Origin of the sequence: Methylobacter sp. sgz302048 (assembly GCF_052162025.1) — a bacterium.
In the GTDB taxonomy this organism is placed as follows: Bacteria; Pseudomonadota; Gammaproteobacteria; order Methylococcales; family Methylomonadaceae; genus Methylobacter.
The window spans coordinates 357,469-381,722 of sequence record NZ_CP197401.1 but is presented as its reverse complement, the minus strand read 5'-3'; the positions used below and the strand labels follow the sequence as shown (position 1 = coordinate 381,722).

Below are 24,254 nucleotides of genomic sequence, written 5' to 3'. Positions count from 1 at the left end.
AAAAGCCAACGCCCGCTCTATGTCCTGCTATCGTATGGACGTATTTGATGAGAGACTAGAATCAAGTGGCTACTTTATTCCCTATTCCTGAAAATCATCCGCAACGCTTCATTCTGCATAATGAAGTCCATGCCCGGGCCTCGCTGGTTCTGGATCTACCGGTCAGGGCCAGTCATCTGGCGCTGCTATTATCCACTGCCGAGAAAATACAGGAACGCCAGCACCTGGCTATGCTATGCGAGCGTTTTGGCGTCACGCCGCCGAAACAGGACGCCGACCATTTCAGCGCGGCGTTCGACACGTTCCAGATTCGCTGGGGGCAGCACGGTGAATTCAGCACCTATACGTTTTATGTGCAGGACAACCCAGAGGATCCGTTTTCAGAACCGGCCTTGACGAAAGTGCCGGTCGACTGGCTGGCCCTGCTGCCCGGCAAAGTTATGGTGGCGGCGCATGCAGCCATCATAACCAAACCAAACGAAGAGGCCTATCAGGAACCCGACCTGCATATTGTGGCCTCATACTTTGACGGCAATCCTGTAGTCGGCTCTGAAGTCACGGGAGGTGCCGCTTTCGCGTTTACCGACTTTCGCATCCATGTGGACGGCTTCAGCCGTTTCCTGATCATCGATAATTATCTCAGAACCGAACAGGCCGGCCGCCTGTTGCAACGGTTGTTTGAAATTGAAGTGTATCGCGTGATGGCCTTATTGGCGTTTCCGATAGCGCGCCGGCTTGCGCCGGAGCTGAAGAAAGCCGACCGGCAGCTGTACACGATCACAAACGCCATGGCGCAGCCGGACAGCAATGACGCGGAACTGCTGGATGAACTGACGCACTTGGCGGCCGAAGTCGAAAACCACATATCGAGCAGCCACTTCCGGTTCGGCGCGGCCAATGCCTATTATCAGCTTGTGGAACAGCGCCTTGATGATTTGCGCGAAATCAGAATCCAGGGCATCCAGACCCTGGGCGAGTTCATAAGACGGCGCATGGAGCCGGCCATCAAGACCTGCCAGTCGACCGCGAACCGCTTTACGTCAATATCGGAAAGGGTCAGCAATGCCGGGCAACTGTTGCGTACGCGCGTGGACATCATGATTGAGCGACAGAACCAGGATTTGCTGGCTTCGATGGATTTGCGCGCGAAAATGCAGTTGCGCCTGCAGGAGACGGTTGAAGGCATTTCCGTCGTCGCCATTACCTATTACAGCGCCGGCCTGGTCGGCCTCATCGCTAAAGCTGTTTATGCCGCAGGCTGGCCGATCAATCCCGAGCTTACTGTCGGTTTGTCCCTGCCGTTCATCATGGTCGCCGTTATCTTAGCTATCAGGCGCATTCATAGAATGATCAAGACCACGACCTCTTAGTCTTCCTTGTGATATTCACCCTCCAGCGCGTCTTTCTCGGCAGGTCTGGCCGGCTGAAAAGGCTCGCCGGCCTGGATCAGATGATTTTCAATCACATATTGCGCTATTTTCCGGCGCAGCTGTGGGATCAGGCAGGCAAAACCCATGATATCGGTGATAAAGCCCGGCGTCAGCAATAAAGCGCCGCCAACCAGCAGTATCGGGCCTTCGATCATCTCATAGGCCGGAAGCGTGCCTTGCGCCAGACTGGCCTGAAACCGTTGCAGTGTCGCCAGGCCCTGCTGCTTCAGCAGCCAGGCCCCCAATACGGCCGTCAGCACCACAAGAAAAATGGTGGGGACGGCGCCGATGATGCCGCCCACCTGCAGTAGCAGATAAATTTCTACAAATGGAACGACCACTAAAAACAGCAATGCAATTTGGAAAACTTTCATCTAAACACTCTTGAAATACAATCATTGACCTTACAATATAAGGGCAATGCCGCTTAATTTCTAGGATAATCTCGACATGCCGTCAATCAATGCGCCGTTCGCCGGTCGGCGAAGGACAGCCCGTATGCACCGGCTCCTTCTGATGATAATTTCGATGGCTAAAAGCAGGGCTGACTTTATGGCGGCAAAAATCCTCTTGATAGGTTCCACGTATACAATACATACTTTAATTATTAGACCAATATCCCGACTTCAGTAGCGCCACTCGCCGATATGCCGACTTGCCATCAAATAATGCTCTGCACGTGCCCTGACAAAGACACGGCCGAAAAAATCGCCCGCCTGCTGGTAACGAACCAGCTAGCCGCTTGCGTGAACATTTTGCCCGGCATTTTGTCTGTTTATACCTGGCAGGGACAGGTTGAGTCAGCGCAGGAACATCTGCTGCTGATTAAGTCGCGCAAGGATCATTATCCATCGCTGGAAAAGGCGATACGCGACAACCATCCCTATGAAATCCCCGAAATCATAGCCGTCCCTGTCGAAGCCGGTTTACCTGAATACCTGAATTGGATTGACTCATGCCTATCTTCAAGCTAATTTTTTTCTGCTTTTTATCGCTGGCCAACCTGCCCGTTCTGGCTCTGGGGAATGACGAGCTTTTGCCGCCCGAGCAGGCCTTCAAGCTATCCGGCAAGGCAACCTCTGCCGATCAGGTTGAAGTTTCGTGGCAGATCGCAGAAGGTTACTACCTGTACCGCGACAAGATGCGTTTCGAATCCAAGACCGAAGCCATCCAGGCAACAGCGCCAACCTTGCCGGATGGCGAAACCAAACATGACGAGTTTTTCGGCGAGATGGTCATTTATCGGCACGCCGTGAACATCCCGGTGCCCTTGACCGTATCCAACGGCGCCACATCCCTTCAACTGCAAGTGCAATATCAGGGCTGCTCGGATAAGGGCGTTTGCTATCCGCCGCAGAAATCCATACTGGACATCGAATTGCCCGCGGCAGCGCCCGCAGTTCAGGTCAATCCGATGCAGCAGCTGGTCAAAAGCAACCCCAACATCGCACAGAATCTGTTTCAGGATGAATTACTGCCGCCCGAGCAGGCCTTCCAGTTTCTGGCTTCGGTAAAAGACGCCCAGACACTGCGTGTCGATTGGCGGATCGCGGACGGCTATTACCTTTACCGCGAAAAAATCCAGCTTGAGCTGATCGACGCAGCCGGCGCCCAGCTGGGCACCTATGACATCCCCAGGGGCACGCCTGAGTACGATGAGGCTTTCGGCCAGGTGGAAATATTCCATAACGAACTCGGCTTTGACCTGCCCTTGATCCGCTCAAACCCGTCGGCCCACGGCATTACCCTGCGGGCGAAGTTTCAAGGATGCGCAGACCGCGGCGTTTGCTATCCGCCCATGAATCAGGAAATCAGCCTTGACCTGCCCGTATCGCTGCAAGATGCCGCCCTCGTCAAGAGCGCCCCGCCGGCCAATTATTCCGCTGCGGCGCCTGTGCTTTCCGAACAGGATCGCATCGTGCAATCGCTGCGCCGGGATACCTTGTCGATGACGCTGCTGAGTTTTTTCGGCTTCGGCCTGCTACTGGCGTTCACGCCCTGCGTGTTCCCGATGATTCCGATACTGTCGGGCATTATCGTGGGCCACGGCCACCGCATCACGACGACGCGGGCGTTCCTGCTGTCGCTCAGTTACGTTATCGCCTCGGCCGCGACGTATACGGTATTCGGCGTTCTGGCGGCGCTGTTCGGCAGCAATTTACAGGCAACCTTCCAGCAGCCGTGGATCATTGCTTTGTTCAGCGCCGTGTTCGTACTGCTGTCCCTGTCGATGTTCGACTTTTACCACCTTGAACTGCCGAAATCTTTACAGGTCAAGCTGCACAACTCCAGCGAGCGGCACCGCGACGGCTCACTCTGGGGCGCGGCCATCATGGGCTCGCTGTCGTCGCTGGTCGTGGGTCCCTGCGTGGCCGCGCCGTTAGCCGGCGCGTTGATCTATATCGGCCAGACCGGCGACGCCGTGCTGGGCGGCAGCGCCTTGTTCGCCATGGGCCTGGGCATGGGCATGCCGCTGCTGCTGCTGGGCGCCTCGGCCGGCAAGCTGCTGCCGAAAGCCGGCGATTGGCTGAATTCCACCAAAGCCGTGTTCGGCGTCATCATGCTGGCGGTTGCGGTCTGGATGCTGGAGCGCATTTTGCCGGCGCCGGTCACCATGCTGCTCTGGGCCATGCTCCTGATCATCCCGGCCATTTATTTGAGCGCTATCGACCCATTGCCCGAACTGGCCAGCGGCTGGCGCAAGCTATGGAAGGGGGTCGGTCTGATCATGCTCTCCTATGGCGTGCTGGTTCTGATAGGTTTCAGCATCGGCAACACCAATCCACTGCAGCCGTTGCACGGCCTGGGCATGAACACATTGCAAGCGGCTAACCAAGAGGGCATTGCCTTTGAACGCGTGGCCTCGGTCACGGAGCTGGAAGCCAGAATCCGGCAGGCCCAGGCCAGCAATCAACCGGTCATGCTGGATTTTTACGCCGACTGGTGCACCTCATGCAAGGAAATGGAGGCCTACACCTTCACCGATTCGAAGGTGAAACAGGCGCTGGCCAATTTTGTGCTGTTGCAGGCCGATGTCACCCAAAACTCGGAGGACGACAAGGCGCTGCTGACGAAATTCAACCTGATAGGGCCGCCCGGCGTGCTTTTTTTCGGCGCTGACGGTCAGGAACACGCTTCACTGCGCGTCATCGGTTATCAGGATGCCGAGACTTTTCTTAAGACACTGACACGGATTAAATAATGAGACCCGTCTTTATAATCATCATTGCCGCCCTAGTTGCCTTGGGCGGCGGCATCATCGCCCGGCATTTTCTATCATTGCCCACCGTCCAGCCCAGTCAGACCGCATCGCCTGCGCCCGATTTCAGCTTTCCCGATGTGTCCGGCAAAATCCATCATAGCGCCGAGTGGCAAGGCAAGATCCGGATCATCAATTTCTGGGCGACCTGGTGCCCGCCCTGCATCGAGGAAATCCCGGAATTCATCAGGATGCAGAAACAATACGGCGATAAAGGCGTGCAGTTTATCGGCATTGCCATAGAAGAGCGCGAACCGGTCGCCGACTACCTCAAGTCGATCGCCGTCAACTATCCGATATTGATTGGCGACATTGACGCCACCGCCCTGTCACAGCAAATGGGCAACGTCATCAGCGCGGTTCCATTCACGGTAGTCATCAATCGGGAAGGCCAGATTATTCACCAGCAGCCCGGGCCGTTTTCCAACGAACAGATGCTGAAAATTATTGCGCCGTTAATAAATTAAAGCGTACAGATGATGCCAACTTCCAGCTTCCGTTTTCAGAATAAAAATAACCGATCATGAAAGCAATGGCGGCAAAATCTACGCTTTTTGTCGCTAATTGTTCCGAAAAATAGAATACCTAGACAAACCCCTGCAAATTGGGCAAAATTAGCGGTTCTTAATGCCCTTTTAACCTGACTGAAACAATACTTTAATGGCGAACATCACCGTATTAAATGGCCCCAATTTGAACTTATTGGGCGTACGAGAACCCGGCCATTACGGAAACAAAACGCTCACCGACATCCGGAATTCGCTTGAAGAGGCGGCGGCCGGCCTGGGGCATCAACTTAGCTTTCATCAGAACAATGCCGAACATGAAATCGTGGAATTGATTCATCAAGCCTATGCAACCCATGTCGATTTCATCATTATCAATCCGGCAGCCTTTACGCATACCAGCGTCGCCATTCGCGATGCGCTGCTGGCGACCAAGATCCCGTTTATAGAAGTGCATCTATCCAATGTTCACGCACGGGAACCTTTTAGAAGACATTCCTATTTCTCAGACGTTGCCAAGGGCGTGATCTGTGGACTGGGAGCAACTGGGTACGAACTGGCCTTAACAGCCGCTCATCAAATACTAGCCGAGAGACTATAAAGTAATGGATATTAGAAAAATAAAAAAACTTATCGAGATCATTGAAGAATCCGAAATTGCTGAACTGGAAATCAAAGAAGGGGAAGAATGGATTCGCATCAACCGCTACGCCTCCGCGCCTGCGCCGGTAGCGTATGCAGCACCTGCCGTTGCAGCCGCACCGGCACCGACTGCAGTTCCCGCCGCGGCGCCGGCTGAAGAAAAAGTTACCGGCCATGTTGTCAAATCGCCTATGGTCGGCACCTTTTATCGGGCCGCCTCGCCCGGCTCAAAGCCTTTTACCGATGTCGGCCAGTCCGTACAGCTCGGTGATACGCTCTGCATCATTGAGGCGATGAAAATCCTGAACCAGATCGAAGCCGATAAAAGCGGCACCGTCACAAAAATCCTGGTTGAAAACGCCCAACCTGTCGAATATGGCCAACCTTTATTCATCATTGAATAATACAAAAAAGTGGGAAACTCATGTTCGATAAAATAGTGATCGCCAATCGTGGCGAAATCGCACTGCGCATTCTACGCGCATGCAGAGAGTTAGGCGTTAAGGTGGTAGCCGTCCATTCCGAGGCGGACCGCAATTTAAAGCACGTGCGTCTGGCCGATGAATCCGTCTGCATTGGCCCTGCCGCTTCCGTGGACAGCTACTTGAACATCCCGGCCATCATCAGCGCTGCCGAAGTGACCGATGCCGAAGCCATTCATCCAGGCTACGGTTTTCTGGCCGAAAATGCCGATTTTTCTGAAAAAGTAAAACAGAGCGGCTTTGTTTTCATCGGCCCTAATGCCGACACCATCCGCCTGATGGGCGACAAGATTTCCGCCAAGAAAGCCATGCAGAAGGCTGGCATTCCCTGCGTTCCCGGCAATGGCGACCCGCTGACCGATGATCCCAAGAAAAATCTGAAGCTGGCTCAGGAAATCGGCTATCCGGTCATCATCAAGGCAGCCGGCGGCGGTGGCGGCCGCGGCATGCGCACTGTACATACCGAAGCGGCCCTGTTGAACGCGATCGCCATGACCAAAGCCGAAGCTGCAACTGCCTTCGGCAATTCAACCGTGTACATGGAAAAATTTCTCGAGGACCCTCGTCACATCGAGTTCCAGGTCATGGCCGACTCGCACGGCAATGCCATTCACCTGGGCGAGCGCGACTGCTCCATGCAGCGCCGCCACCAGAAAGTCGTTGAAGAGGCGCCAGCCCCCGGCATTACCGAGGAACAGCGCAAATTCATCGGCGAGCGCTGCGCAAAAGCCTGCGTCGATATCGGCTATCTGGGCGCAGGCACCTTCGAGTTCCTGTATGAGAAAGGCGAGTTTTATTTCATCGAAATGAACACGCGCGTGCAGGTCGAACATCCGGTCACCGAGATGGTCACAGGCTTCGATATCGTCAAGGAACAACTGCGCATCGCTGCCGGTGAAAAACTGTCGATCACACAGGATCAGGTCAAGCTCCAAGGGCATGCCATCGAGTGCCGCTTGAATGCCGAAGACCCGAAATCCTTCATGCCCAGCCCCGGCACGATCGAGCAGTTCCACATGCCGGGCGGCCCCGGCATCCGGTGTGAAACGCACATTTACAACGGTTATAAAGTGCCGCCGTATTATGACTCCATGATCGGCAAGCTGATCGCGCATGGTGAAGACCGCAAAAGCGCCATCGCACGCATGAATACGGCTTTAAGCGAAATCATCATTGAAGGCATCAAGACCAATATTCCGCTGCAGCACGAAATCATGAATGACAGCGCTTTCCAGACCGGCGGCCAGAATATCCATTATCTGGAAAAGAAGCTGGGCCTTTATTAAGTCCGGCTAAATGACAGGGCGGCCAACCGCCCTGTGTTTTTTTCTCGTTACACAAGTCCGATTTTTTATGGCCTGGCATCAAATCTCCGTTATCACAAGCGAAAACACCGCCCCCCGGCTTGCCGACTTCTTCAGCGATCTCGGCGCAGTTTCTGTCACCTACATGGATGCCGAAGACGAGCCGGTTTACGAACCAGGGATCGGGGAAACGAAAATATGGAGCAACACCCAGGTCATTGCGCTCTATGAACTCGACGCCGATCCCGCATTGATCAAAGATTTGGTCTACCAGCAATTTCCACAGGAACAGCTCCGCGCCTGGCATGTTGAAGAAATCGAAGATCAACCTTGGGAACGCGCCTGGATGGATTATTATCATCCGATGAAGTTTGCCGATAAGCTCTGGGTTTGTCCGACCGGCCAGGAACAGCACGAACCCGGCACAGTCTGCCTGACGCTGGACCCCGGTCTGGCCTTCGGCACCGGCACGCATCCGACGACGGCATTATGCCTGGAATGGCTGGCCAGCCACGATTTGGCCGGCAAAACCGTCATCGATTACGGCTGCGGCTCCGGCATACTGGCCGTTGCCGCAATCCTGCTCGGTGCTAGCGAAGCGCATGCTGTCGACATCGATCCGCAGGCTATCACGGCAACCCAGGACAATGCCTTGAAAAACAAGGTCCAGAATCATATCCACAGCTATCTGCCCGAACAGTTTGCGCCTTTTCAGGCTGATGTCGTTCTGGCCAATATTCTGGCTAAACCGCTCATCGACATGGCCGGCCAGATAGCCGGCCTGGTCAGACCGGGCGGGCAGCTGGTCCTGTCGGGCATTCTGCACGAACAGGCCGAGTCAGTCATGCAGGCGTACCAGCCTTATATCGACTTCGAACCTCCGATACAACAGGAGGACTGGATCCGGCTGCAAGGCATCAAACATTGAAAGCCATGTACACCGTATGCCCTGACTGCCAAAAAGTCCACGCACTGACTCTGGAGCAGCTGCGCAGCGACCGGGGCGTAATGCGCTGCACTAATTGCTCGAGCTTGTTTGATGTACTGGAATTTATCAGCGAGTCAAAGCCAACCGGTATTGCCAAGGGAGAGAAACCGCCGCAGCCTCTGCCCTGGGAGCCGGTAAAAACGGCAGGGCGTGCTGCTTATTGGCATGCCGGCCTGATCGCAGGCCTGCTGCTGTTGGCTGCGCAAATCGTATACTTTGAAGGCTATGCCTTCAGCCAGAACCCGGCCTACCGCCCCAATCTGGAGAAAATCTGCGAACACCTGGGCTGCCGGCTGCCTGTTTACAAAAACCTCGACGACTTCAACGTGCTGCAGGGCTCGTTTGCGCTGCAGCCTGACCACAATTACGCCTTCCATGCCGTTATTACCAATCAGGCAGAATATCCGCAGGCATATCCGACTATCAAACTGACGCTGTTGGATTATAATGAAAAACCTTTCGCGCATAGGGTTTTTTATCCTCGGGATTATTTGCCCGCAGCCAATGGCACAGCAGTTATTGCCCCTGATGCGACGACGGAAATCAGTCTTACCATCGCCGCGCCTGCAACCAAAGTCGGCGGTTATACGTTCAAACTCATATAAGTTATGTCGCACCCGGAAATTTATTTAAAGAAAAACGAAGACAAACGCCTGCGTAAAGGGCATTTATGGGTTTTCAGCAATGAAATCGACACCAGGCGCTCGCCGCTCGAGCAGTTCTCGCCGGGTGATCTGGTGCTGGTCAAAAGCGAGGACGGCAAGGCGCTGGGCACGGCCTATATCAATCCGCAGGCGCTGATCTGCGCGCGTCTGTTGTCCAGAAAAGCCATCAAATGCGGCGCCAATTTCTTTAAAGAACGCTTGACTACGGCGTTGGCTCTGCGTGAAAAACTTTTCGACAAGCCCTACTATCGGCTGGTTTTCGGCGAAAGCGACGGCCTGCCCGGTTTAGTAATCGACCGTTTCGGCGCTGTTCTGTCGGTCCAGATCACCACAGCCGGCATCGACCGGCGCAAAGAATTTTTGTTTTCGGCGCTGATTGAATTGCTGAACCCTGAAGCGATTGTCCTGAAGAATGACAACAGCCAGCGGCAACTGGAAGGGCTGAGCCTGGAATCGGAAATCGCCTACGGCAAGCTGCCTGAACGGCTGATCATCGAGGAAAACGGCGCGCAGTTTAAAGTCGATATTCTGGACGGCCAGAAAACCGGCTGGTTTTATGACCATCGCTGCAGCCGAGCCCAACTGGCCGGTATGGCGAAAAGCCGGCGCGTGCTGGATCTGTTTTCCTATACCGGCGCCTGGGGCGTTCCGGCCGCCATGGCCGGCGCCAATGAGGTCACCTGCGTTGACGCTTCGGAAGGCGCGCTGGCGCTGGCCCAGGAAAACGCCCGGCTCAATCAGGTCGATGAGCGCATGCAATTCGTCCGTAGCGATGTGTTTGAATTCCTGAAACAGGCCCGCCAGGACAACCAGCTTTACGACATCGTCGTGCTGGACCCGCCGGCCCTAATCAAGCGCAAAAAAGACTTCAAGCAAGGCTATGAAGCCTACCGCCGACTGAATCACCTAGCCCTGCAGGTATTGAGCAAAAACGGCATCCTGGTCTCGGCCTCCTGCTCGCATCATCTAAGCCGCGACAATCTGCAGGAGATTCTGCGCTCATCGGGCCGCCATATCGATCGCCACCTGGTCTTTATTGCCGGCGGCGGCCAAGGGCCTGATCATCCGATCGATCCGGCCGCGCCGGAAACGGAGTATTTAAAAACATTCTTTTGTTCGGTATCCTCCAGTTTGTAATGACTGAGGCCTTAGGTATGAGCCATCCAGAAGCTAAAGAATATTGCACCCTTTGCGATCAACCGGTAGAAATTCCGGGCTATATACTGAATACGGCAACAGGCAGACTGCGCTTTTGCTGCGCGGGCTGCCTGAGCCTTTACCAGCTCGTCAATAAAGAAAAACCTACAACAACAACTACCACCCAGCTTAATAATAAAGAGGATATAAAAAAATGAAAGCTTGTGAATCCTGTGCCGGCCGTGTTGAAATCGGCAAGAATCATAGAAAAGTCCCCGTTCTGCAGCGCGGCATCGGCATGATTTTAATCTATCTGCCTATTTTGACTTTTCCGTTTGTCTTTATCAGCGCTTATCTGACTTACTATCATTTGCGCATGGTCGGCGGTAAAAACATCAAAACCTATTCCGACTTCATTCCTGATCGCGCCAGCCACCGCTACGACCTGAAAAGCCAGATCACGATGAACCCCACTTTTAAAACCAGCATGGCGCAATCCAAACTGTTCTGGATTCTGAACTGCACTTGGTACTGCCCTTACAGCGTGGCGCTGTTCGAATGGCATGCCTATATGGTCAAGATCGTCGAGAACTGGTGGTGTCCGTTCACCCATGAGAAAAAAGAAGGTTATAAAAACGCCATGATCGATAAATCATTCTGGCATTTATATCCGGAAGATACGTGCAAACTCGAAAAAGAAGACCGCGACAACCCGATCTGGAATGATGAGGCCGATTTAAAGCCCAAAGGCGTGCCCTCGAAGGAAAAGGAAAAACACGAAGATCCGGTCTTGGACGAAGCGGCCAATTAATTCCGTCATTAAGTAACTGATGTTACGCAGTAAGTTGAATTCAAATCAGTTTAGCAAAGTATCGCTAACGCGACGGTTTTATTTAATCGGGTTTACCGCGCCCGAAGGCGAGTTACTTGCTTTTAACAGCTTGTGTAGGCTGGGCTAGAGCTTTAGCGGAAACCTGGCATGGGCGTCCGAAATGCTGGGTTTATCAACTCAGCCTACCGCCGCTAAAAGCTGCGGTGCTCGGCGCGGCAAACAAGATGAAATCATCTGTGCGTAACATCAGTAAAGTAAGTTTTTACCCCAAAGGGCCCGAAGCCTAGGTTTTCTTCGAGCCCTTTCCATAAAATCGGCTTCCCGACTATGAGTTTTTGTTAAAAAAGCTCATAGACATGCTCACCTAATCGCTTTTTTAGGTTATGATAGGCGCCCTTTTTTCGTACATGTAACACCCCTCATGCAAATCGGCCCTTATCAACTTGCCAACAAATTGATACTCGCACCCATGGCCGGCGTCAGTGATCGTCCGTTCAGGGAGTTATGCCGCCGGCACGGCGCCGCACTGACCGTATCGGAAATGGTCCCCTCAAACCCGGCGTTAAGACTGCACAAAAGAACCTTGCTGAAAACCGACCATAGCGGCGATACAGGCCTGCGCGCGGTGCAGATTTTGGGCACCGATCCCAGACAAATGGCCGAGGCCGCAAAAATCAACGTCGAGCGCGGGGCACAGATCATTGACATCAATATGGGCTGTCCGGCCAAAAAAGTCTGCTCGGTAGCGGCAGGCTCGGCCCTGCTGCGCGATGAAGCGCTAGTCAAGCGAATCCTGGACGCCGTCGTCGACGCGGTCGAAGTGCCGGTCACGCTTAAAATCCGCACAGGTTGGGATATATTCAACCGCAATGCGGTCGAAATCGGGAAAATAGCGGAAAACGCCGGCGTTTCAGCTTTAACCGTGCACGGGCGAACCCGGGCCTGTAAATTCAACGGCCAGGCCGAATATGAGACCATCAAAAAAGTTAAACAATCGGTCGGCATTCCGGTCATCGCCAACGGCGATATTGATACGCCAGAAAAGGCCGCGTTCGTGCTGCATTCAACCGGTGCCGACGGCCTGATGATCGGCCGGGCCGCTCAAGGCAACCCGTGGTTGTTCAGCCAGATCAATTATTTTCTTGATCATGGAAAAAATCTTGAAAAACCAACGGTTGCCGACATACAAAGTACAATGCTGAGTCATCTGGAACAACTGTACGGCTTCTACGGAAATGTAAGCGGTGTTAGAATAGCGCGGAAACACATCGGTTGGTACTTCAAGCAGCTCGGAACGGTACATCCGTCCATACAAGACAAGATCAATCAAGCTCAAGTGCCATCGCAACAATTAGCGCTGATTAATTCGGCTTTTAATCTTTATAACTATCGATCATGCTGCATAATATGAAAGCATCTCAAAAAAGCGCTGAAATTATTGATTTGGATAGCTCAAAAAACGCCTCTATCCCTTTGTCCGCCTACGTCAAAAAAACGGTAGAGATCTATTTGTCGCAATTAAACGGCCATGACGCTGTCGGCCTGCACGCGATGGTCATCAGCGAAGTCGAACGGCCTTTACTGGAAGCAGCGCTCGAGCATGCCGGCTACAACCAGACCAAAGCCGCCAAGGCCCTGGGCCTAAGCCGCAGCACCTTGCGCAAAAAACTGGACCAATACGGACTATCCTAAAGCCGCGCTGCCCGGCTAACCTCATTTATCTAATCTACTCTTGCATCAGAGGTCTGCATGAACAAAAAAATCACCCGCGCTTTAGTCAGCGTTTCGGATAAAGCCGGCATCGTCGATTTTTGCCGGGAACTGAGCCAGTTGGGCATAGAAATCCTGTCCACCGGCGGCACGGCCAAAACCCTGGCCGACAACCAGATTCCCGCTACGGAAGTCTCCGATTACACCGGCTTTCCGGAAATGATGGACGGCCGCGTCAAAACCCTGCACCCGAAAGTGCATGGTGGCATTTTGGGCCGCCGCGGCGTAGACGATGCGGTCATGGCCGAGAGCGGCATCAAGCCGATCGACATGGTGGTCGTCAACCTGTATCCGTTCGAGCAGACCATCGCCAAGCCGGACTGCGATTTTGAAACCGCGATTGAAAACATCGATATCGGCGGTCCGACCATGATCCGCGCGGCCGCCAAGAATCATGCCGACGTTGCGGTTGTCGTCAACCCGGCTGATTATGCCGGCATCATTGCCGAACTGAAAAACACCGGCAGCAGCCTGTCGGCCAAGACCCGCTTCAACCTGGCGCTGAAAAGTTTCGAGCATACCGCCCGCTACGACACGGCCATCTCAGCCTATCTGGGCAACCTGAGCGGCGAGCGTTTTCCGGACACGCTGAACCTGCAGTTTTACAAAAGCCAGTCCATGCGCTACGGCGAAAACCCGCATCAGCAGGCCGCTTTCTACCGCGAGAAAGCGCCGGCCTCGGGCACCATCGCCGCAGCGAGACAACTGCAGGGCAAGGAGCTGTCCTACAACAACATTGCCGATGCCGATGCCGCGCTCGAATGCGTCAAGTCATTCACCGACAAGCCGGCTTGCGTAATCGTCAAGCATGCCAACCCTTGCGGCGTCGCCGAAGCCGACACATTGTTGGCCGCCTATGAACTGGCCTACGCCACCGATCCGACCTCGGCCTACGGCGGCATTATCGCGTTTAACCGCGAACTCGATAAGCAAACCGCCGCTGAAATCATCGGCCGCCAGTTTGTCGAAGTCATCATCGCGCCATCCATCGGCGCCGATGCCCAGACGGTATTGGCTGCGAAACAAAACGTGCGCGCCCTGGAATGCGGCAACTTGACCGGCGCAGACGAAACCGCGCTGGATTTCAAACGCGTGGCCGGAGGCCTCTTGGTCCAGGACAAGGATTTCGGCAAAATCGCTGCCGCCGACCTGAAAATCGTCAGCAAACGCGCACCGACGAAACAGGAACTGGCTGATTTGCTGTTCGCCTGGAAAGTCGCCAAATTCGTCAAATCCAACGCCATCGTCTACTGCAAGAACGGCCGCACGATCGGCGTAGGCGCAGGACAGATGAGCCGCGTCTATTCGGCCCGCATCGCCGGCATCAAGGCCGCTGACGAAGGACTGATCGTGTCCGGCTCGGTCATGGCCTCCGATGCCTTCTTCCCGTTCCGCGACACTGTCGATGCGGCCGCCGAAGCCGGCATCACCGCCATCATCCACCCGGGCGGCTCAATGCGCGACGGTGAAGTCATCGAGGCGGCCGATGAACACAACATTGCCATGGTTTTTACCAGCATGCGTCATTTCAGGCATTAATTAAGAGACATACGGTGGGGGCGGCTTCAGCCGCCCTTTAGAACACCGGCGACTGAAGTCGCCCCACAAAACATACGAGAATCACCATGAAGATACTGATTGTCGGCAGCGGCGGCCGTGAACACGCGCTGGCCTGGAAAGCCAAACAGTCGACCAAAGTCGAGCAAGTTTTTGTCGCGCCGGGCAATGCCGGCACAGCACTGGAACCGGGCATTGAGAACGTAGCGATCGCCGTCGACGATATTGCCACCCTGCTCGATTTCGCCCAAAAAGAAGCGATCGGGCTGACCATTATCGGTCCTGAAGTGCCGCTCGTGGCCGGCATCGTCGACCGTTTTCAGGAAGCCGGCCTGAAATGCTTCGGCCCTACGGCCAAGGCTGCGCAACTGGAAGGCTCCAAATCGTTCTGTAAGGACTTTATGGCCCGCCATCGCATTCCAACCGCCGAGTACCAGACTTTTACCGATAAGGCGCAGGCGCTGGCCTACATTCAGGAAAAAGGCGCGCCCATCGTGGTCAAGGCCGACGGTCTGGCCGCCGGCAAGGGCGTAATCGTTGCCCAGACGGTAGAGGAAGCGAATGCAGCCGTTGAAGACATGCTGTCCGGCAATGTCTTCGGCGAGGCCGGCCACCGCGTTGTCATCGAGGAGTTTCTGGCCGGCGAGGAAGCCAGCTTCATCGTGATCGCCGACGGCAAGCACGCGCTGCCGATGGCGACCTCCCAGGATCACAAAGCCCGGGATGACGGCGACAAGGGCCCCAATACCGGCGGCATGGGCGCTTATTCGCCAGCCCCGGTCGTAACCTCCGAGATTCATGCGCGCGTCATGCGCGAAGTCATCGAGCCGACTTTGAAAGGCATGGCCGCCGATGGGCAGCCTTATACTGGATTCCTGTATGCCGGCCTGATGATTGGCCATGACGGTTCCGTTAAAGTGCTGGAATACAACTGCCGCTTCGGCGATCCTGAAACGCAGCCAATTATGATGCGCCTGAAAAGCGATCTGGTAGAACTGTGTGAAGCTGCATTGACTGGGGAATTGGACAAAGTGGAGACGGACTGGGACGAGCGCGCAGCATTGGGCGTCGTGCTGGCGGCCGGCGGCTACCCCGATGCCTACCGCAAAGGCGACGTGATTTCGGGCCTGCCCGCTCAAGAAAGCGAAGACCGCAAGGTGTTCCATGCCGGCACGCAACAGGTTGATGGCAAGATCGTCACGGCCGGCGGCCGCGTATTGTGCGCCTGCGCTCTGGGCCGCGATATTCAGGAAGCGCAGAGCAACGCCTATGAATTAACGCGCGCTATCCATTGGGATAACGTCTACTACCGCACCGATATCGGCTTCAAGGCAATAAAATAGCGTTATTTCGAAGTAGGGTACGCACTGCGTACCTTTTGGGCTTGAAAATGGTACGCGATACGTACCCTACAAAGCTTGTGTAATGAGCCTGTGGGGGCGACTTTAGTCGCCCTTTTGCTACCTGGGCGACTAAAGTCGCCCCCACATATTTTTAGACGATAATCCTGCGGAACGTCAGATTGATCCGCTCCTTCTTCACTTGCTTCGTTTTCGGCAATGCATGCAGCCAATGATGCTGCATCGTACCCGCCATCAGCAACAGATCGCCATGGCCCAGCATGATATCCAGCGAGACCTTCTTGCGTTTTTTATGATGCAGCCTGAACAAACGCTCATCGCCGAAGCTTAACGAGGCAATGACCGGATTGGGTCCCAACTCCTTTTCATTATCGGCATGACAGCCCATTGAATCGCGGCCGTCGCGGTACAGATTGGCCAGAACGCTGTTGAAGCGCTGCCGGCACTGCCGCTCCACTTTTTCCCTGATGGCCTGCAGCTCGCCCGTCCAGGGCAGCGGCGCATGATCGACGCCCGAATAGCGGTAATGCGCATCGGCATCGCCGTACCAGCACATCAGGCGCGGCACTTTGACCCATTTGCCGAAAATGAAGATGTTCTCCTCCCGCCATGCAAGCCCAGCCATCAATGACGTGAATAACCGATCGGACTCGGGTGGCCGGTAAAACTGCCGGATCAGATACAGCTCGCCGTCGAACGGCAGCAGATTGCCGCCGAAGCCGACAGCATTATCGCGCAATGCATCGGCTTCGGTATCCATCGCTCAGCTGTCGAGGAAAAAGCGCTTCATGACATGGATCATGGCGTCATGGTCGAATACGCCGGCGCTCTCCCTGATGCTGTGCATGGCCCACATCGGATTGCCGACATCGACCGTGCGAATGCCCAACCGCGCTGAGGTCATAGGGCCTATTGTGCTGCCGCAGGGCAGATCGGTCCGGTGCGAATATTTCTGGTACGGGACGCCGGCCTGCTCGCACCAGCCCGCGAACATCGCCTCGGAGACGCTCTCGGTACTGTAGCGCTGATTGGCGTTGACCTTGATAACCGGTCCCTTGTTGACGATGACTTTATGGTCAGGTTCATAGGCATTCGGGAAATTGGGCTGATAGGCGTGCGCCATGTCGGCGCTGATCATGAAGCTGCGCGCCAGGGCTCGCTGATAATCGTCCCGATCAGTGTTCGATGCGATGCGCTGCAGCACATCCGGCAGGAAACTGCCGTCGGCGCCTTTATGGCTTTCGCTGCCGATTTCCTCATGATCGAAGAAGGCGCAGACCAGCGTGCTGTCGGCCTGCAATACGGCTTCATCGAGCAGGGCCGATAAACCGGCATGACACGACGCCAGATTATCGAGCTGGCTGTCGGCATAAAACTCCTGCTGCGCACCCCAGATAACGCCTTTCTGCGTATCGTAAACATTGAGATCCCAGGACAGGATGCGCTCGGCTTCGATGTTTGCGGCCTGCGCCAGCAGCGACAGGAAAAACGGCTGCGGCAGCTGCTCCTGCGCGATGGCCGATAGGATCAGCGGCAACTCCAGCTGTTTGTGCAGCTTCAAGCCTTCCTCGTTGACACCGCGATTCATATGGATGGCCAGATTAGGCAAGCGCAGCAAGGCCTGATCGAATTTAACCAGCCGGCTTGCAATCCGGCCCTGATCGTCCTTATAGCCGATGCGGCCAGCCAGGCTCAAATCCCGATCGGTAAAAGTCGCCAATATCGGCCCGCCATAGACTTCGACGCCCAGCCTGACCAGACCATCGACCCAGCCGGCCGCATTGGGCTTGATCCGCAGGCCCGGCGAGTCGGTATGGGCGCCGATGATTTTAAAACCCGTCTCAACCAGCGGCTTTTGCCCGTGCACGAACGCGATGATGGACGAATCGCCGCGCACGACGTAATAGCGCCCGCCGGGCTTCAGCGCCCATTTTTCGGTTTCGTCGAGCTTCGAAAAGCCGGTTGCATCCAATCGGCCGACCATGCTATTGACAGCATGCCAGGGGCTGGGGCTGGCATCGATGAAATCCAGCAAGTCTTGAACCTGTATCTGAGCGCTCATGATCGTTCTTTCAAGTCTAATGCTGCGGAATTGATGCAGTAGCGCAGGCCGGTCGGCGGCGGGCCGTCTTCGAACACATGGCCCAGATGCGCATCGCAGGCTTTACAGGTTATTTCAACTCGGCGCATGCCGTGGCTGGAATCGGCATGGCGAGCCACGCTGTCTTCGGAGATGACATCCCAGAAGCTCGGCCAGCCCGAGCCTGAATTGTATTTGGTTTCGGAGTCGAACAAGGGATTGCCGCAGCACACGCAATGATAGATGCCGTCTTTCTTGCAGTCGGTATATTTACCGGTAAAAGGCGGCTCGGTGGCTTTATGACGGCAGATATTGAATTGTTCGGGCGTCAGTTTTTCACGCCATTGTTCTTCATTCATAATGTTGTCAGCCATGCATCAGTTGAAAAAACTGCTCATTGTACGCTTTCAAAACAGCATCGCCAAAGCAGACCAAATAGACTTTTTGCAGATAGGGATTGTCTTTCAGGCATTCGTTGATGGTCCTGATCGCAATTTGCGCCGCCTGCGGCAGCGGAAAACCGTATACGCCGCAGGAAATGGCCGGGAAGGCAATCGATTCAAGTTGATAGACCTTGGCCAGCGCCATGCATTCCCGGTAACAGGAGGCCAGCAGGGCCGGCTCATTATGCTTGCCATCGGACCAGATCGGCCCTACGGTATGGATTACATGGCGCGCGGGCAGATTATAGCCCTTGGTGATTTTTGCCTGCCCCGTCTCACAGCCGCCCAGAGTTCTGCATTCGGCCAGCAATTCAGGTCCTGCTGCCCTGTGGATGGCGCCATCGACGCCGCCTCCGCCCAACAGCGAGGAATTGGCGGCGTTGACGATCGCATCAACGTCCAGCTTTGTGATATCAGACTCAATAATCTCAATTTTTGCCATAATCGTGCCTTATTTACGTGCTTAGAACCCGATTTATCCTATTTAGGCCTATGATACAATGTCGAGTTTCAAAAATTTTAACAGAAGGCCGGAACTTGCGTGCGCCCGATTTCCCATCAACTAAAACCGACCCCAAAGGTCCGCGAATTGAACCCCAAAAGGTTAAAGCATGGCACAAAACAACAACCCTAAGCCGTTAGGCATCACCGAAGTCGTCCTGCGCGACGCCCACCAATCGCTGCTGGCCACGCGCCTGCGCATCGACGACATGCTGCCGATCTGCGCCAAGCTCGACCAGATCGGCTACTGGTCGCTGGAGACCTGGGGCGGCGCCACGTTCGATGCCTGCATCCGCTACCTGGGCGAAGACCCCTGGCAGCGCCTGCGCCAACTGAAGGCGGCCATGCCTCATACCCGCCAGCAGATGCTGCTGCGCGGCCAGAACCTGCTCGGCTACCGCCATTACGCCGACGACGTCGTCGACACCTTCGTCGAGCGCTGCGCCATCAACGGCATCGACGTGTTCCGCATCTTCGACGCCATGAACGACATGCGCAACATTCAAAGAGCGGTCCAGGCCGTGCTGCAGACCGACGCCCACGCCCAAGGCACGATCTCCTACACGACCAGTCCCGTGCATACCTTAGACATGTGGGTCGACCTGGGCAAGCAGATCGAGGACCTGGGCGCGCACTCGATCTGCATCAAGGACATGGCCGGCCTGCTCAAGCCTTATGATGCCTACGAGCTGGTCAGCCGCCTGAAGCAAAGCGTCGCCATCCCGATCCACATGCAGTGCCATGCCACAACGGGCCTGAGCACCGGCGCCATCCTGAAAGCGGCCGAGGCCGGCATCGACAACGTCGACACGGCCATCTCCTCCATGAGCATGACCTATGGCCACACCGCGACCGAAACCATTGTCGCCAGCCTGCAGGGCACGGACCGCGATACGGGCCTGGACCTGGCCCAACTGGAAGAGATCGCGGCCTATTTCCGCGCCGTGCGCAAGAAATACGCCCAGTTCGAAGGCAGCCTGAAAGGCGTCGACGGGCGCATCCTGGTGTCGCAGGTGCCCGGCGGCATGCTCACGAACATGGAAAGCCAGCTCAAGGAACAGGGCGCCGAGGACCAGTTCGATGCGGTCCTGGCCGAGATCCCGCGCGTGCGCGAGGACCTGGGCTTCATCCCGCTGGTCACGCCGACGTCGCAGATCGTCGGCACCCAGGCCGTGCTGAATGTCATCGCCGGCGAACGCTACAAGACCATCACCAAGGAAACCGCCGGCGTCCTGAAAGGCGAATACGGCGCCACTCCGGCCCCGGTCAATGCCGAACTGCAGGCGCGCGTGCTGGACGGCAGTGAGCCGATCAGCTGTAGGCCGGCCGACCTGTTGGAACCGGAAATGGCCAAACTGATCGCCGACGTGCAGGAGAAAGCCCGGGCCGAAGGCGTCAAGCTCAGCGAACAGGTCGAAGAAGACGCGCTGATCAACGGCCTGTTCGCGCAGGTCGGCTGGAAATTCCTGGCCCACCGCGGCAATCCTGGCGCGTTCGAGCCGGCGCCGGGCAGCGCCCCGGCCACAGCCCCCATCCCGACGCCGGCCCCGAAAGCGGCGGGCGCGGCCGCCGTGGAGACTTACAGCGTCAACGTCGACGGCCGCCATTTCAACGTCTCGGTCGGCCCCGGCGGCGCGCCGCTGCACATTCAGCCGGCCGCAACCGCGGTCAGCGCCCCGGCCGTGGCCGGCAACGGCGTCTCGGTCGAGGCGCCGATGGCCGGCACGATCCTGAAAGTGCTGGTGCAGGCCGGCAGCGCCGTGGCCGAGGGCGACGTGGTGGTGATCATGGAGGCCATGAAGATGGAAACGGAAGTGCGCTCGCGGGCCAGCGGCATCGTCAGCGCCGTGCACACCAAGGAAGGCGCCGCGGTCACGGTCGGCGATACACTGATCAGCTTATAATCAAGAATAACGGCCCCGCCTCGGGCGGGGCCTCCCTGCTTATTCAGACGAGACCTCACCCATGGAAAACCTGCTTTCACTGTGGCACAGCACCGGCCTGTACAACCTGACCGGCGGCCAGGCGCTGATGATGCTGGTCGGCTTCCTGCTGCTGTTTCTGGCCATCAAGAAAGGCTTCGAGCCGTTGCTGCTGCTGCCGATCGGCTTCGGCGCCATCCTCAGCAACATCCCGACGGCCGGCCTCAACGACGAAGGCGGCCTGCTCTATTACCTGTATTTCGGCATCAAGAGCGGGCTGTTTCCGCTGCTGATCTTCATGGGCGTCGGCGCCATGACCGATTTCGGGCCGCTGCTGGCCAACCCGAAGACCCTGCTGCTCGGGGCCGCGGCCCAGTTCGGCATTTTCGCGTCCTTATTGGGCGCCTTGGCCCTGAACATCGTGCCGGGCCTTGAATTCAGCCTGAAGGATGCGGCGGCCATCGCCATCATCGGCGGCGCCGACGGCCCGACCGCGATCTATGTGGCCTCGCGCCTGGCGCCGGACCTGCTCGGCGCGATCGCGGTCGCGGCCTATTCGTACATGGCGCTGGTGCCGTTGATCCAGCCACCGATCATGCGCGCGTTGACCACGGAAGCCGAGCGCCGCATCGAGATGCAGCAGATGCGCACGGTCGGGCGCACCGAAAAGATCGTCTTTCCGCTGCTGCTGATCACCTTGACGGCCTTGTTGCTGCCGTCGGCGGCGCCGCTGGTCGGCATGTTCGCGTTCGGCAATTTGATGAACGCCTGCGGCGTCGTCGACCGGCTCAGCCAGACCGCCCAGAACGAGCTGATCAACATCGTGACGATCTTTTTGGGCCTGTCGGTCGGCTCCAAGCTGAGCGCGCAGGCGTTCCTGCAGCTGGAGACCTTAGGGATTCTGGCCCTGGGCGCGGCGGCGTTCGCGATCGGCACGGCCGCCGGCGTGCTGATGGCCAAGCTGATGAACAAGTTCAGCAAGACCTTGATCAACCCGCTGATCGGCGCGGCCGGCGTCTCGGCCGTGCCGATGGCCGCGCGCGTGGCCAACAAGCTGGGCCTGGAGAGCAATCCGCACAACTTCCTGCTCATGCATGCCATGGGCCCGAACGTGGCCGGCGTGATCGGCTCGGCCGTGGCCGCCGGTATTCTGCTGAGTCTGGTGAAATAGCCGGCGATATCTCCACTTAAACGAAAGCCCTGTCAGGAATATCCGGACAGGGCTTTTATGTACTAGCCAAACCCATTAATTCCCGTCTATTCAAGCCGTTTGTATCGGCTGATTTCCATTCCAGAACGATGAGTTTTTAATGGCGTTTCCTATCGCTTCAACTACGCGATCAATCAACGCTCTTATTTGATTGATCGACTTGCCCAGCCATGCCAGGGCGCTGGCAGAAAGTTTCAAGCCTAACTCAGGCAATACGGCCATTTGCTGTCTGGCAGGGTCGATCAACCACACTTGAAGGATAATTTGGCTTTGTGAAGGCAGCGCCAGGACCGCGACGACAATTTCGTCATAGATGACTTTGCAAGGATAGAGGATTTTCTGCTCAGTCATGTCCCGGATGGCTTTCAAATAGCTATAGGTTGATGCAACCGTTTCATTGACCAACGAGTTGAGAGGCTCGACAACGCCTTGTTCAAAATACAGTCTGGCTTGTTCGGGCCACTGCTTGATCAAGGCGGAATAGTCGTGGATATTTGCTTGAATGACGGTTACTTTCTGGTTGACGAGATCCCTGGTTTCGTAGACCAATCGCTGCATGGTCTCGATGCGCTGGCGGATTTTAGCGAAAGTCGGATTGATGTATTTTTCGTCCACGCCGCTTTTGATTTGATGCCTGCAACGCTCAATCCAGTTAACCGTTGTTTTCAGTTGCGTGTTTTGCGCCGCTGTCAGCTTTGACTCCAATTCATAAATGCGTGAATCGCGCTCGGTCAGCGACAGCTTTAGCAGACTGATGGTATTCTTACTTGATTCCAGCTCCTTGGAAAGCGTTGACACCTGATCTTCCAATCGGGTTAATTTCACCAGCAAGCCGCCCGCAACGGCACTGTCATTAGATTCCATAACTGCACTCCCCTCATGTAATTGTTTGTGTTTATTGTATTTTTGCCGTTTTTTATTACTAGTACGCAGGCTCATTCATAACAAGCAAAACGTTCAAAGTCAATCAAAAACTATCAAACACAAAACAGACAAAATGGGGAGAGTAAGCCGCCCCCCCATTCCGCATGAGGGCATTGCTTTACTGCGTACTTTGCTCGATTTGCTGCCGCTGCTGCGCGGCCGCATCGAGAACCGTCTGCTCGACCGCCTTGGCCTTTTCCAGCGCATCCCTCTCAGCCTTCAGCACCTCGCTATCGGCAGCCGCGGCCGGCTGATCTTCTCCATTGCAGCCGACAATTGCCGCCCATGACAGCATAACGGTTATTTTAATTATTGATTTCATCCAGGTTAATCTCATCTAGTAATATCTCTATTGCATGCTGCTCTGTTTCTCGCTTGATCTCGGGCTGACTTGGTAAATCAATCCATGTTGGTTCTTACCGGGGTAACTGGCCCACTTCCGTATCTTTATCGAAATCGACGCCAACGCTGACGATAAAACTGGTGGCTTCTTCAATATTCATATTGGATCTGATGATTTTTGACTTATCGACGATGACGGTAAATCCCGATGTCGGATTCGGCGAAGTAGGCACGAAAAGCACGTACTTTTCATTGAACCGGTTCGTGACATAAGCAGGCACCCAAACCCCGTCTTTTGGGTATTCCACATAGACGACCTCTTTGGCGATGCTCTTGTCATGGGAGGAAAACATATTTATGACTTTTTTAATAACCCTGTAAACGGTGTTCAAAAAAGGAATTCTGTCGATAACATGCTCAAAAGCGGCAATAAACCAGGGACGCCCCTGTTTGGCTATCTGACGGCCTATGGAAACGAGGATAATGAAGCTGACGGCAAAAATCAGCGACGTATAAACATAGCTGACCGAATAACCGTAAACCAGCTGAAACAGATCGGCAACCCGGTCTTTTACAAAGATGATGATTTGTAAAATTATAACAATAGGAATAACTGCCAAAATTCCGATTAAAAGATAGTTCAATAACTTCTTAATCAACGCGCTCATTTTCTTCCTCCACTGCTTGAATCAATAGCAGAACATCTGATGCTGGTCGGTAACCCGGCAAGCAGTCCGCTACATTTTTTATTATTTTGTTGTAAAGTCTTGCTAAGGCCAGCAAAAACAAACGCATAATAACCTGCCGAAAAAACATTGTGCCTGAGCTGAAAACGGTTTCAATGAGAACAGTTAAAACCACAGGCAGAATGACGTCTGCTTCGCTTGTTTATTTATGGC

Annotated in this window: 26 protein-coding genes; 18 read left to right on the top strand and 8 right to left on the bottom strand. The window is 55.3% G+C overall.

Annotation, left to right across the window (positions count from 1 at the left end):
- Positions 1–65: 65 nt before the first annotated feature.
- Positions 66–1,370, top strand: a complete 1,305-nt coding sequence (locus ACTNE6_RS01860) for a DUF3422 family protein (protein ID WP_442498424.1) — start codon at positions 66–68, stop codon at positions 1,368–1,370.
- On the opposite strand, the gene ACTNE6_RS01855 is transcribed toward ACTNE6_RS01860, so the two are convergent.
- The gene (locus ACTNE6_RS01855) at positions 1,367–1,804 is read right to left on the bottom strand and encodes an FxsA family protein (RefSeq protein ID WP_442498423.1); all 438 of its coding nucleotides are present in this window, start codon (positions 1,802–1,804) and stop codon (positions 1,367–1,369) included. The two genes, ACTNE6_RS01860 and ACTNE6_RS01855, sit on opposite strands and share 4 nt — an antisense overlap.
- Before the next feature lie 294 nt (positions 1,805–2,098).
- Here ACTNE6_RS01855 and cutA point away from each other — a divergent pair, with 294 nt between their 5' ends.
- The 15 genes from cutA (at position 2,099) to purD (ending at position 15,915) form a co-directional block, all read left to right on the top strand.
- The gene (gene cutA, locus ACTNE6_RS01850; RefSeq protein ID WP_442498422.1) at positions 2,099–2,404 is read left to right on the top strand and encodes a divalent-cation tolerance protein CutA; all 306 of its coding nucleotides are present in this window, start codon (positions 2,099–2,101) and stop codon (positions 2,402–2,404) included.
- Complete coding sequence (gene dsbD / locus ACTNE6_RS01845; protein WP_442498421.1) at positions 2,386–4,632, top strand: protein-disulfide reductase DsbD; 2,247 nt, start codon at positions 2,386–2,388, stop codon at positions 4,630–4,632. Before cutA ends, dsbD begins: the two co-directional genes overlap by 19 nt.
- Positions 4,632–5,156: a TlpA family protein disulfide reductase gene (locus ACTNE6_RS01840; protein WP_442498420.1), complete on the top strand. Its 525-nt coding sequence runs from the start codon at positions 4,632–4,634 to the stop codon at positions 5,154–5,156. The genes dsbD and ACTNE6_RS01840 overlap by 1 nt, the downstream gene beginning before the upstream one ends.
- A gap of 193 nt (positions 5,157–5,349) precedes the next feature.
- On the top strand, positions 5,350–5,796 hold the full coding sequence (gene aroQ / locus ACTNE6_RS01835) for a type II 3-dehydroquinate dehydratase (protein WP_194969252.1): 447 nt from the start codon (positions 5,350–5,352) through the stop codon (positions 5,794–5,796).
- A gap of 4 nt (positions 5,797–5,800) precedes the next feature.
- Positions 5,801–6,241, top strand: a complete 441-nt coding sequence (gene accB / locus ACTNE6_RS01830; protein WP_442498419.1) for an acetyl-CoA carboxylase biotin carboxyl carrier protein — start codon at positions 5,801–5,803, stop codon at positions 6,239–6,241.
- Positions 6,242–6,261: 20 nt separating this feature from the next.
- Positions 6,262–7,605: an acetyl-CoA carboxylase biotin carboxylase subunit gene (accC, locus tag ACTNE6_RS01825; RefSeq protein ID WP_194969254.1), complete on the top strand. Its 1,344-nt coding sequence runs from the start codon at positions 6,262–6,264 to the stop codon at positions 7,603–7,605.
- Positions 7,606–7,672: 67 nt separating this feature from the next.
- The gene (gene prmA, locus ACTNE6_RS01820; protein WP_194969255.1) at positions 7,673–8,551 is read left to right on the top strand and encodes a 50S ribosomal protein L11 methyltransferase; all 879 of its coding nucleotides are present in this window, start codon (positions 7,673–7,675) and stop codon (positions 8,549–8,551) included.
- A gap of 5 nt (positions 8,552–8,556) precedes the next feature.
- The gene (locus ACTNE6_RS01815; protein ID WP_442498418.1) at positions 8,557–9,216 is read left to right on the top strand and encodes a zinc-ribbon and DUF3426 domain-containing protein; all 660 of its coding nucleotides are present in this window, start codon (positions 8,557–8,559) and stop codon (positions 9,214–9,216) included.
- Between the two features lie 3 nt (positions 9,217–9,219).
- Complete coding sequence (locus ACTNE6_RS01810; RefSeq protein WP_442498417.1) at positions 9,220–10,413, top strand: class I SAM-dependent rRNA methyltransferase; 1,194 nt, start codon at positions 9,220–9,222, stop codon at positions 10,411–10,413.
- A gap of 17 nt (positions 10,414–10,430) precedes the next feature.
- Positions 10,431–10,631, top strand: coding sequence for a metal-binding protein (locus ACTNE6_RS01805; protein ID WP_331817824.1), 201 nt, complete (start codon positions 10,431–10,433; stop codon positions 10,629–10,631).
- Positions 10,628–11,224: a hypothetical protein gene (locus ACTNE6_RS01800; protein ID WP_194969259.1), complete on the top strand. Its 597-nt coding sequence runs from the start codon at positions 10,628–10,630 to the stop codon at positions 11,222–11,224. The genes ACTNE6_RS01805 and ACTNE6_RS01800 overlap by 4 nt, the downstream gene beginning before the upstream one ends.
- A gap of 442 nt (positions 11,225–11,666) precedes the next feature.
- Positions 11,667–12,656 carry a tRNA dihydrouridine synthase DusB gene (dusB, locus tag ACTNE6_RS01795; protein WP_442498416.1) on the top strand — a complete coding sequence of 330 codons (990 nt, stop codon included), beginning with the start codon at positions 11,667–11,669 and terminating at the stop codon, positions 12,654–12,656.
- Positions 12,653–12,937, top strand: a complete 285-nt coding sequence (locus ACTNE6_RS01790; RefSeq protein ID WP_194969261.1) for a helix-turn-helix domain-containing protein — start codon at positions 12,653–12,655, stop codon at positions 12,935–12,937. Before dusB ends, ACTNE6_RS01790 begins: the two co-directional genes overlap by 4 nt.
- Before the next feature lie 57 nt (positions 12,938–12,994).
- On the top strand, positions 12,995–14,554 hold the full coding sequence (purH, locus tag ACTNE6_RS01785) for a bifunctional phosphoribosylaminoimidazolecarboxamide formyltransferase/IMP cyclohydrolase (protein WP_442498415.1): 1,560 nt from the start codon (positions 12,995–12,997) through the stop codon (positions 14,552–14,554).
- A gap of 86 nt (positions 14,555–14,640) precedes the next feature.
- On the top strand, positions 14,641–15,915 hold the full coding sequence (gene purD, locus ACTNE6_RS01780; RefSeq protein WP_442498414.1) for a phosphoribosylamine--glycine ligase: 1,275 nt from the start codon (positions 14,641–14,643) through the stop codon (positions 15,913–15,915).
- A gap of 151 nt (positions 15,916–16,066) precedes the next feature.
- Here the strand turns inward: purD and ACTNE6_RS01775 are convergent, their stop codons facing one another.
- Genes ACTNE6_RS01775 through ACTNE6_RS01760 form a run of 4 tightly spaced genes read right to left on the bottom strand, consistent with a single transcriptional unit; the run spans position 16,067 to position 18,898 of the window.
- Positions 16,067–16,693: an alpha-ketoglutarate-dependent dioxygenase AlkB family protein gene (locus ACTNE6_RS01775; protein ID WP_442498413.1), complete on the bottom strand. Its 627-nt coding sequence runs from the start codon at positions 16,691–16,693 to the stop codon at positions 16,067–16,069.
- Positions 16,694–16,696: 3 nt separating this feature from the next.
- Positions 16,697–17,995, bottom strand: coding sequence for a M18 family aminopeptidase (locus ACTNE6_RS01770; RefSeq protein ID WP_442498412.1), 1,299 nt, complete (start codon positions 17,993–17,995; stop codon positions 16,697–16,699).
- A complete protein-coding gene (gene msrB / locus ACTNE6_RS01765; protein WP_442498411.1) occupies positions 17,992–18,387 on the bottom strand; it encodes a peptide-methionine (R)-S-oxide reductase MsrB in 396 nt (131 codons plus the stop codon). Before msrB ends, ACTNE6_RS01770 begins: the two co-directional genes overlap by 4 nt.
- Positions 18,380–18,898 carry an O-acetyl-ADP-ribose deacetylase gene (locus ACTNE6_RS01760; protein ID WP_442498410.1) on the bottom strand — a complete coding sequence of 173 codons (519 nt, stop codon included), beginning with the start codon at positions 18,896–18,898 and terminating at the stop codon, positions 18,380–18,382. The genes msrB and ACTNE6_RS01760 overlap by 8 nt, the downstream gene beginning before the upstream one ends.
- Before the next feature lie 169 nt (positions 18,899–19,067).
- On the opposite strand from ACTNE6_RS01760, the gene oadA reads away from it, so the two are divergent.
- Complete coding sequence (gene oadA / locus ACTNE6_RS01755) at positions 19,068–20,861, top strand: sodium-extruding oxaloacetate decarboxylase subunit alpha (protein WP_442498409.1); 1,794 nt, start codon at positions 19,068–19,070, stop codon at positions 20,859–20,861.
- A 61-nt stretch (positions 20,862–20,922) separates the two neighbouring features.
- The gene (locus ACTNE6_RS01750; protein WP_442498408.1) at positions 20,923–22,050 is read left to right on the top strand and encodes a sodium ion-translocating decarboxylase subunit beta; all 1,128 of its coding nucleotides are present in this window, start codon (positions 20,923–20,925) and stop codon (positions 22,048–22,050) included.
- Positions 22,051–22,140: 90 nt separating this feature from the next.
- On the opposite strand, the gene ACTNE6_RS01745 is transcribed toward ACTNE6_RS01750, so the two are convergent.
- From ACTNE6_RS01745 to ACTNE6_RS01735, 3 genes are all read right to left on the bottom strand, one after another.
- The gene (locus tag ACTNE6_RS01745) at positions 22,141–22,953 is read right to left on the bottom strand and encodes a hypothetical protein (RefSeq protein WP_442498407.1); all 813 of its coding nucleotides are present in this window, start codon (positions 22,951–22,953) and stop codon (positions 22,141–22,143) included.
- 178 nt (positions 22,954–23,131) lie between these two features.
- Positions 23,132–23,335, bottom strand: a complete 204-nt coding sequence (locus ACTNE6_RS01740; RefSeq protein WP_442498406.1) for a hypothetical protein — start codon at positions 23,333–23,335, stop codon at positions 23,132–23,134.
- A 94-nt stretch (positions 23,336–23,429) separates the two neighbouring features.
- Positions 23,430–24,023, bottom strand: a complete 594-nt coding sequence (locus ACTNE6_RS01735; protein WP_194969509.1) for a DUF502 domain-containing protein — start codon at positions 24,021–24,023, stop codon at positions 23,430–23,432.
- Positions 24,024–24,254: the final 231 nt, after the last annotated feature.

What these genes read in the sequence shown, in the direction of transcription:
- ACTNE6_RS01855 (WP_442498423.1), bottom strand. Translation starts at nt 1,804, where the DNA reads ATGAAAGTTTTCCAAATTGCATTGCTGTTTTTAGTGGTCGTTCCATTT.
- cutA (WP_442498422.1), top strand. Translation starts at nt 2,099, where the DNA reads ATGCTCTGCACGTGCCCTGACAAAGACACGGCCGAAAAAATCGCCCGC.
- dsbD (WP_442498421.1), top strand. Translation starts at nt 2,386, where the DNA reads ATGCCTATCTTCAAGCTAATTTTTTTCTGCTTTTTATCGCTGGCCAAC.
- ACTNE6_RS01840 (WP_442498420.1), top strand. Translation starts at nt 4,632, where the DNA reads ATGAGACCCGTCTTTATAATCATCATTGCCGCCCTAGTTGCCTTGGGC.
- aroQ (WP_194969252.1), top strand. Translation starts at nt 5,350, where the DNA reads ATGGCGAACATCACCGTATTAAATGGCCCCAATTTGAACTTATTGGGC.
- accB (WP_442498419.1), top strand. Translation starts at nt 5,801, where the DNA reads ATGGATATTAGAAAAATAAAAAAACTTATCGAGATCATTGAAGAATCC.
- accC (WP_194969254.1), top strand. Translation starts at nt 6,262, where the DNA reads ATGTTCGATAAAATAGTGATCGCCAATCGTGGCGAAATCGCACTGCGC.
- prmA (WP_194969255.1), top strand. Translation starts at nt 7,673, where the DNA reads ATGGCCTGGCATCAAATCTCCGTTATCACAAGCGAAAACACCGCCCCC.
- ACTNE6_RS01815 (WP_442498418.1), top strand. Translation starts at nt 8,557, where the DNA reads ATGTACACCGTATGCCCTGACTGCCAAAAAGTCCACGCACTGACTCTG.
- ACTNE6_RS01810 (WP_442498417.1), top strand. Translation starts at nt 9,220, where the DNA reads ATGTCGCACCCGGAAATTTATTTAAAGAAAAACGAAGACAAACGCCTG.
- ACTNE6_RS01805 (WP_331817824.1), top strand. Translation starts at nt 10,431, where the DNA reads ATGAGCCATCCAGAAGCTAAAGAATATTGCACCCTTTGCGATCAACCG.
- ACTNE6_RS01800 (WP_194969259.1), top strand. Translation starts at nt 10,628, where the DNA reads ATGAAAGCTTGTGAATCCTGTGCCGGCCGTGTTGAAATCGGCAAGAAT.
- dusB (WP_442498416.1), top strand. Translation starts at nt 11,667, where the DNA reads ATGCAAATCGGCCCTTATCAACTTGCCAACAAATTGATACTCGCACCC.
- ACTNE6_RS01790 (WP_194969261.1), top strand. Translation starts at nt 12,653, where the DNA reads ATGAAAGCATCTCAAAAAAGCGCTGAAATTATTGATTTGGATAGCTCA.
- purH (WP_442498415.1), top strand. Translation starts at nt 12,995, where the DNA reads ATGAACAAAAAAATCACCCGCGCTTTAGTCAGCGTTTCGGATAAAGCC.
- purD (WP_442498414.1), top strand. Translation starts at nt 14,641, where the DNA reads ATGAAGATACTGATTGTCGGCAGCGGCGGCCGTGAACACGCGCTGGCC.
- ACTNE6_RS01775 (WP_442498413.1), bottom strand. Translation starts at nt 16,693, where the DNA reads ATGGATACCGAAGCCGATGCATTGCGCGATAATGCTGTCGGCTTCGGC.
- ACTNE6_RS01770 (WP_442498412.1), bottom strand. Translation starts at nt 17,995, where the DNA reads ATGAGCGCTCAGATACAGGTTCAAGACTTGCTGGATTTCATCGATGCC.
- msrB (WP_442498411.1), bottom strand. Translation starts at nt 18,387, where the DNA reads ATGGCTGACAACATTATGAATGAAGAACAATGGCGTGAAAAACTGACG.
- ACTNE6_RS01760 (WP_442498410.1), bottom strand. Translation starts at nt 18,898, where the DNA reads ATGGCAAAAATTGAGATTATTGAGTCTGATATCACAAAGCTGGACGTT.
- oadA (WP_442498409.1), top strand. Translation starts at nt 19,068, where the DNA reads ATGGCACAAAACAACAACCCTAAGCCGTTAGGCATCACCGAAGTCGTC.
- ACTNE6_RS01750 (WP_442498408.1), top strand. Translation starts at nt 20,923, where the DNA reads ATGGAAAACCTGCTTTCACTGTGGCACAGCACCGGCCTGTACAACCTG.
- ACTNE6_RS01745 (WP_442498407.1), bottom strand. Translation starts at nt 22,953, where the DNA reads ATGGAATCTAATGACAGTGCCGTTGCGGGCGGCTTGCTGGTGAAATTA.
- ACTNE6_RS01740 (WP_442498406.1), bottom strand. Translation starts at nt 23,335, where the DNA reads ATGAAATCAATAATTAAAATAACCGTTATGCTGTCATGGGCGGCAATT.
- ACTNE6_RS01735 (WP_194969509.1), bottom strand. Translation starts at nt 24,023, where the DNA reads ATGAGCGCGTTGATTAAGAAGTTATTGAACTATCTTTTAATCGGAATT.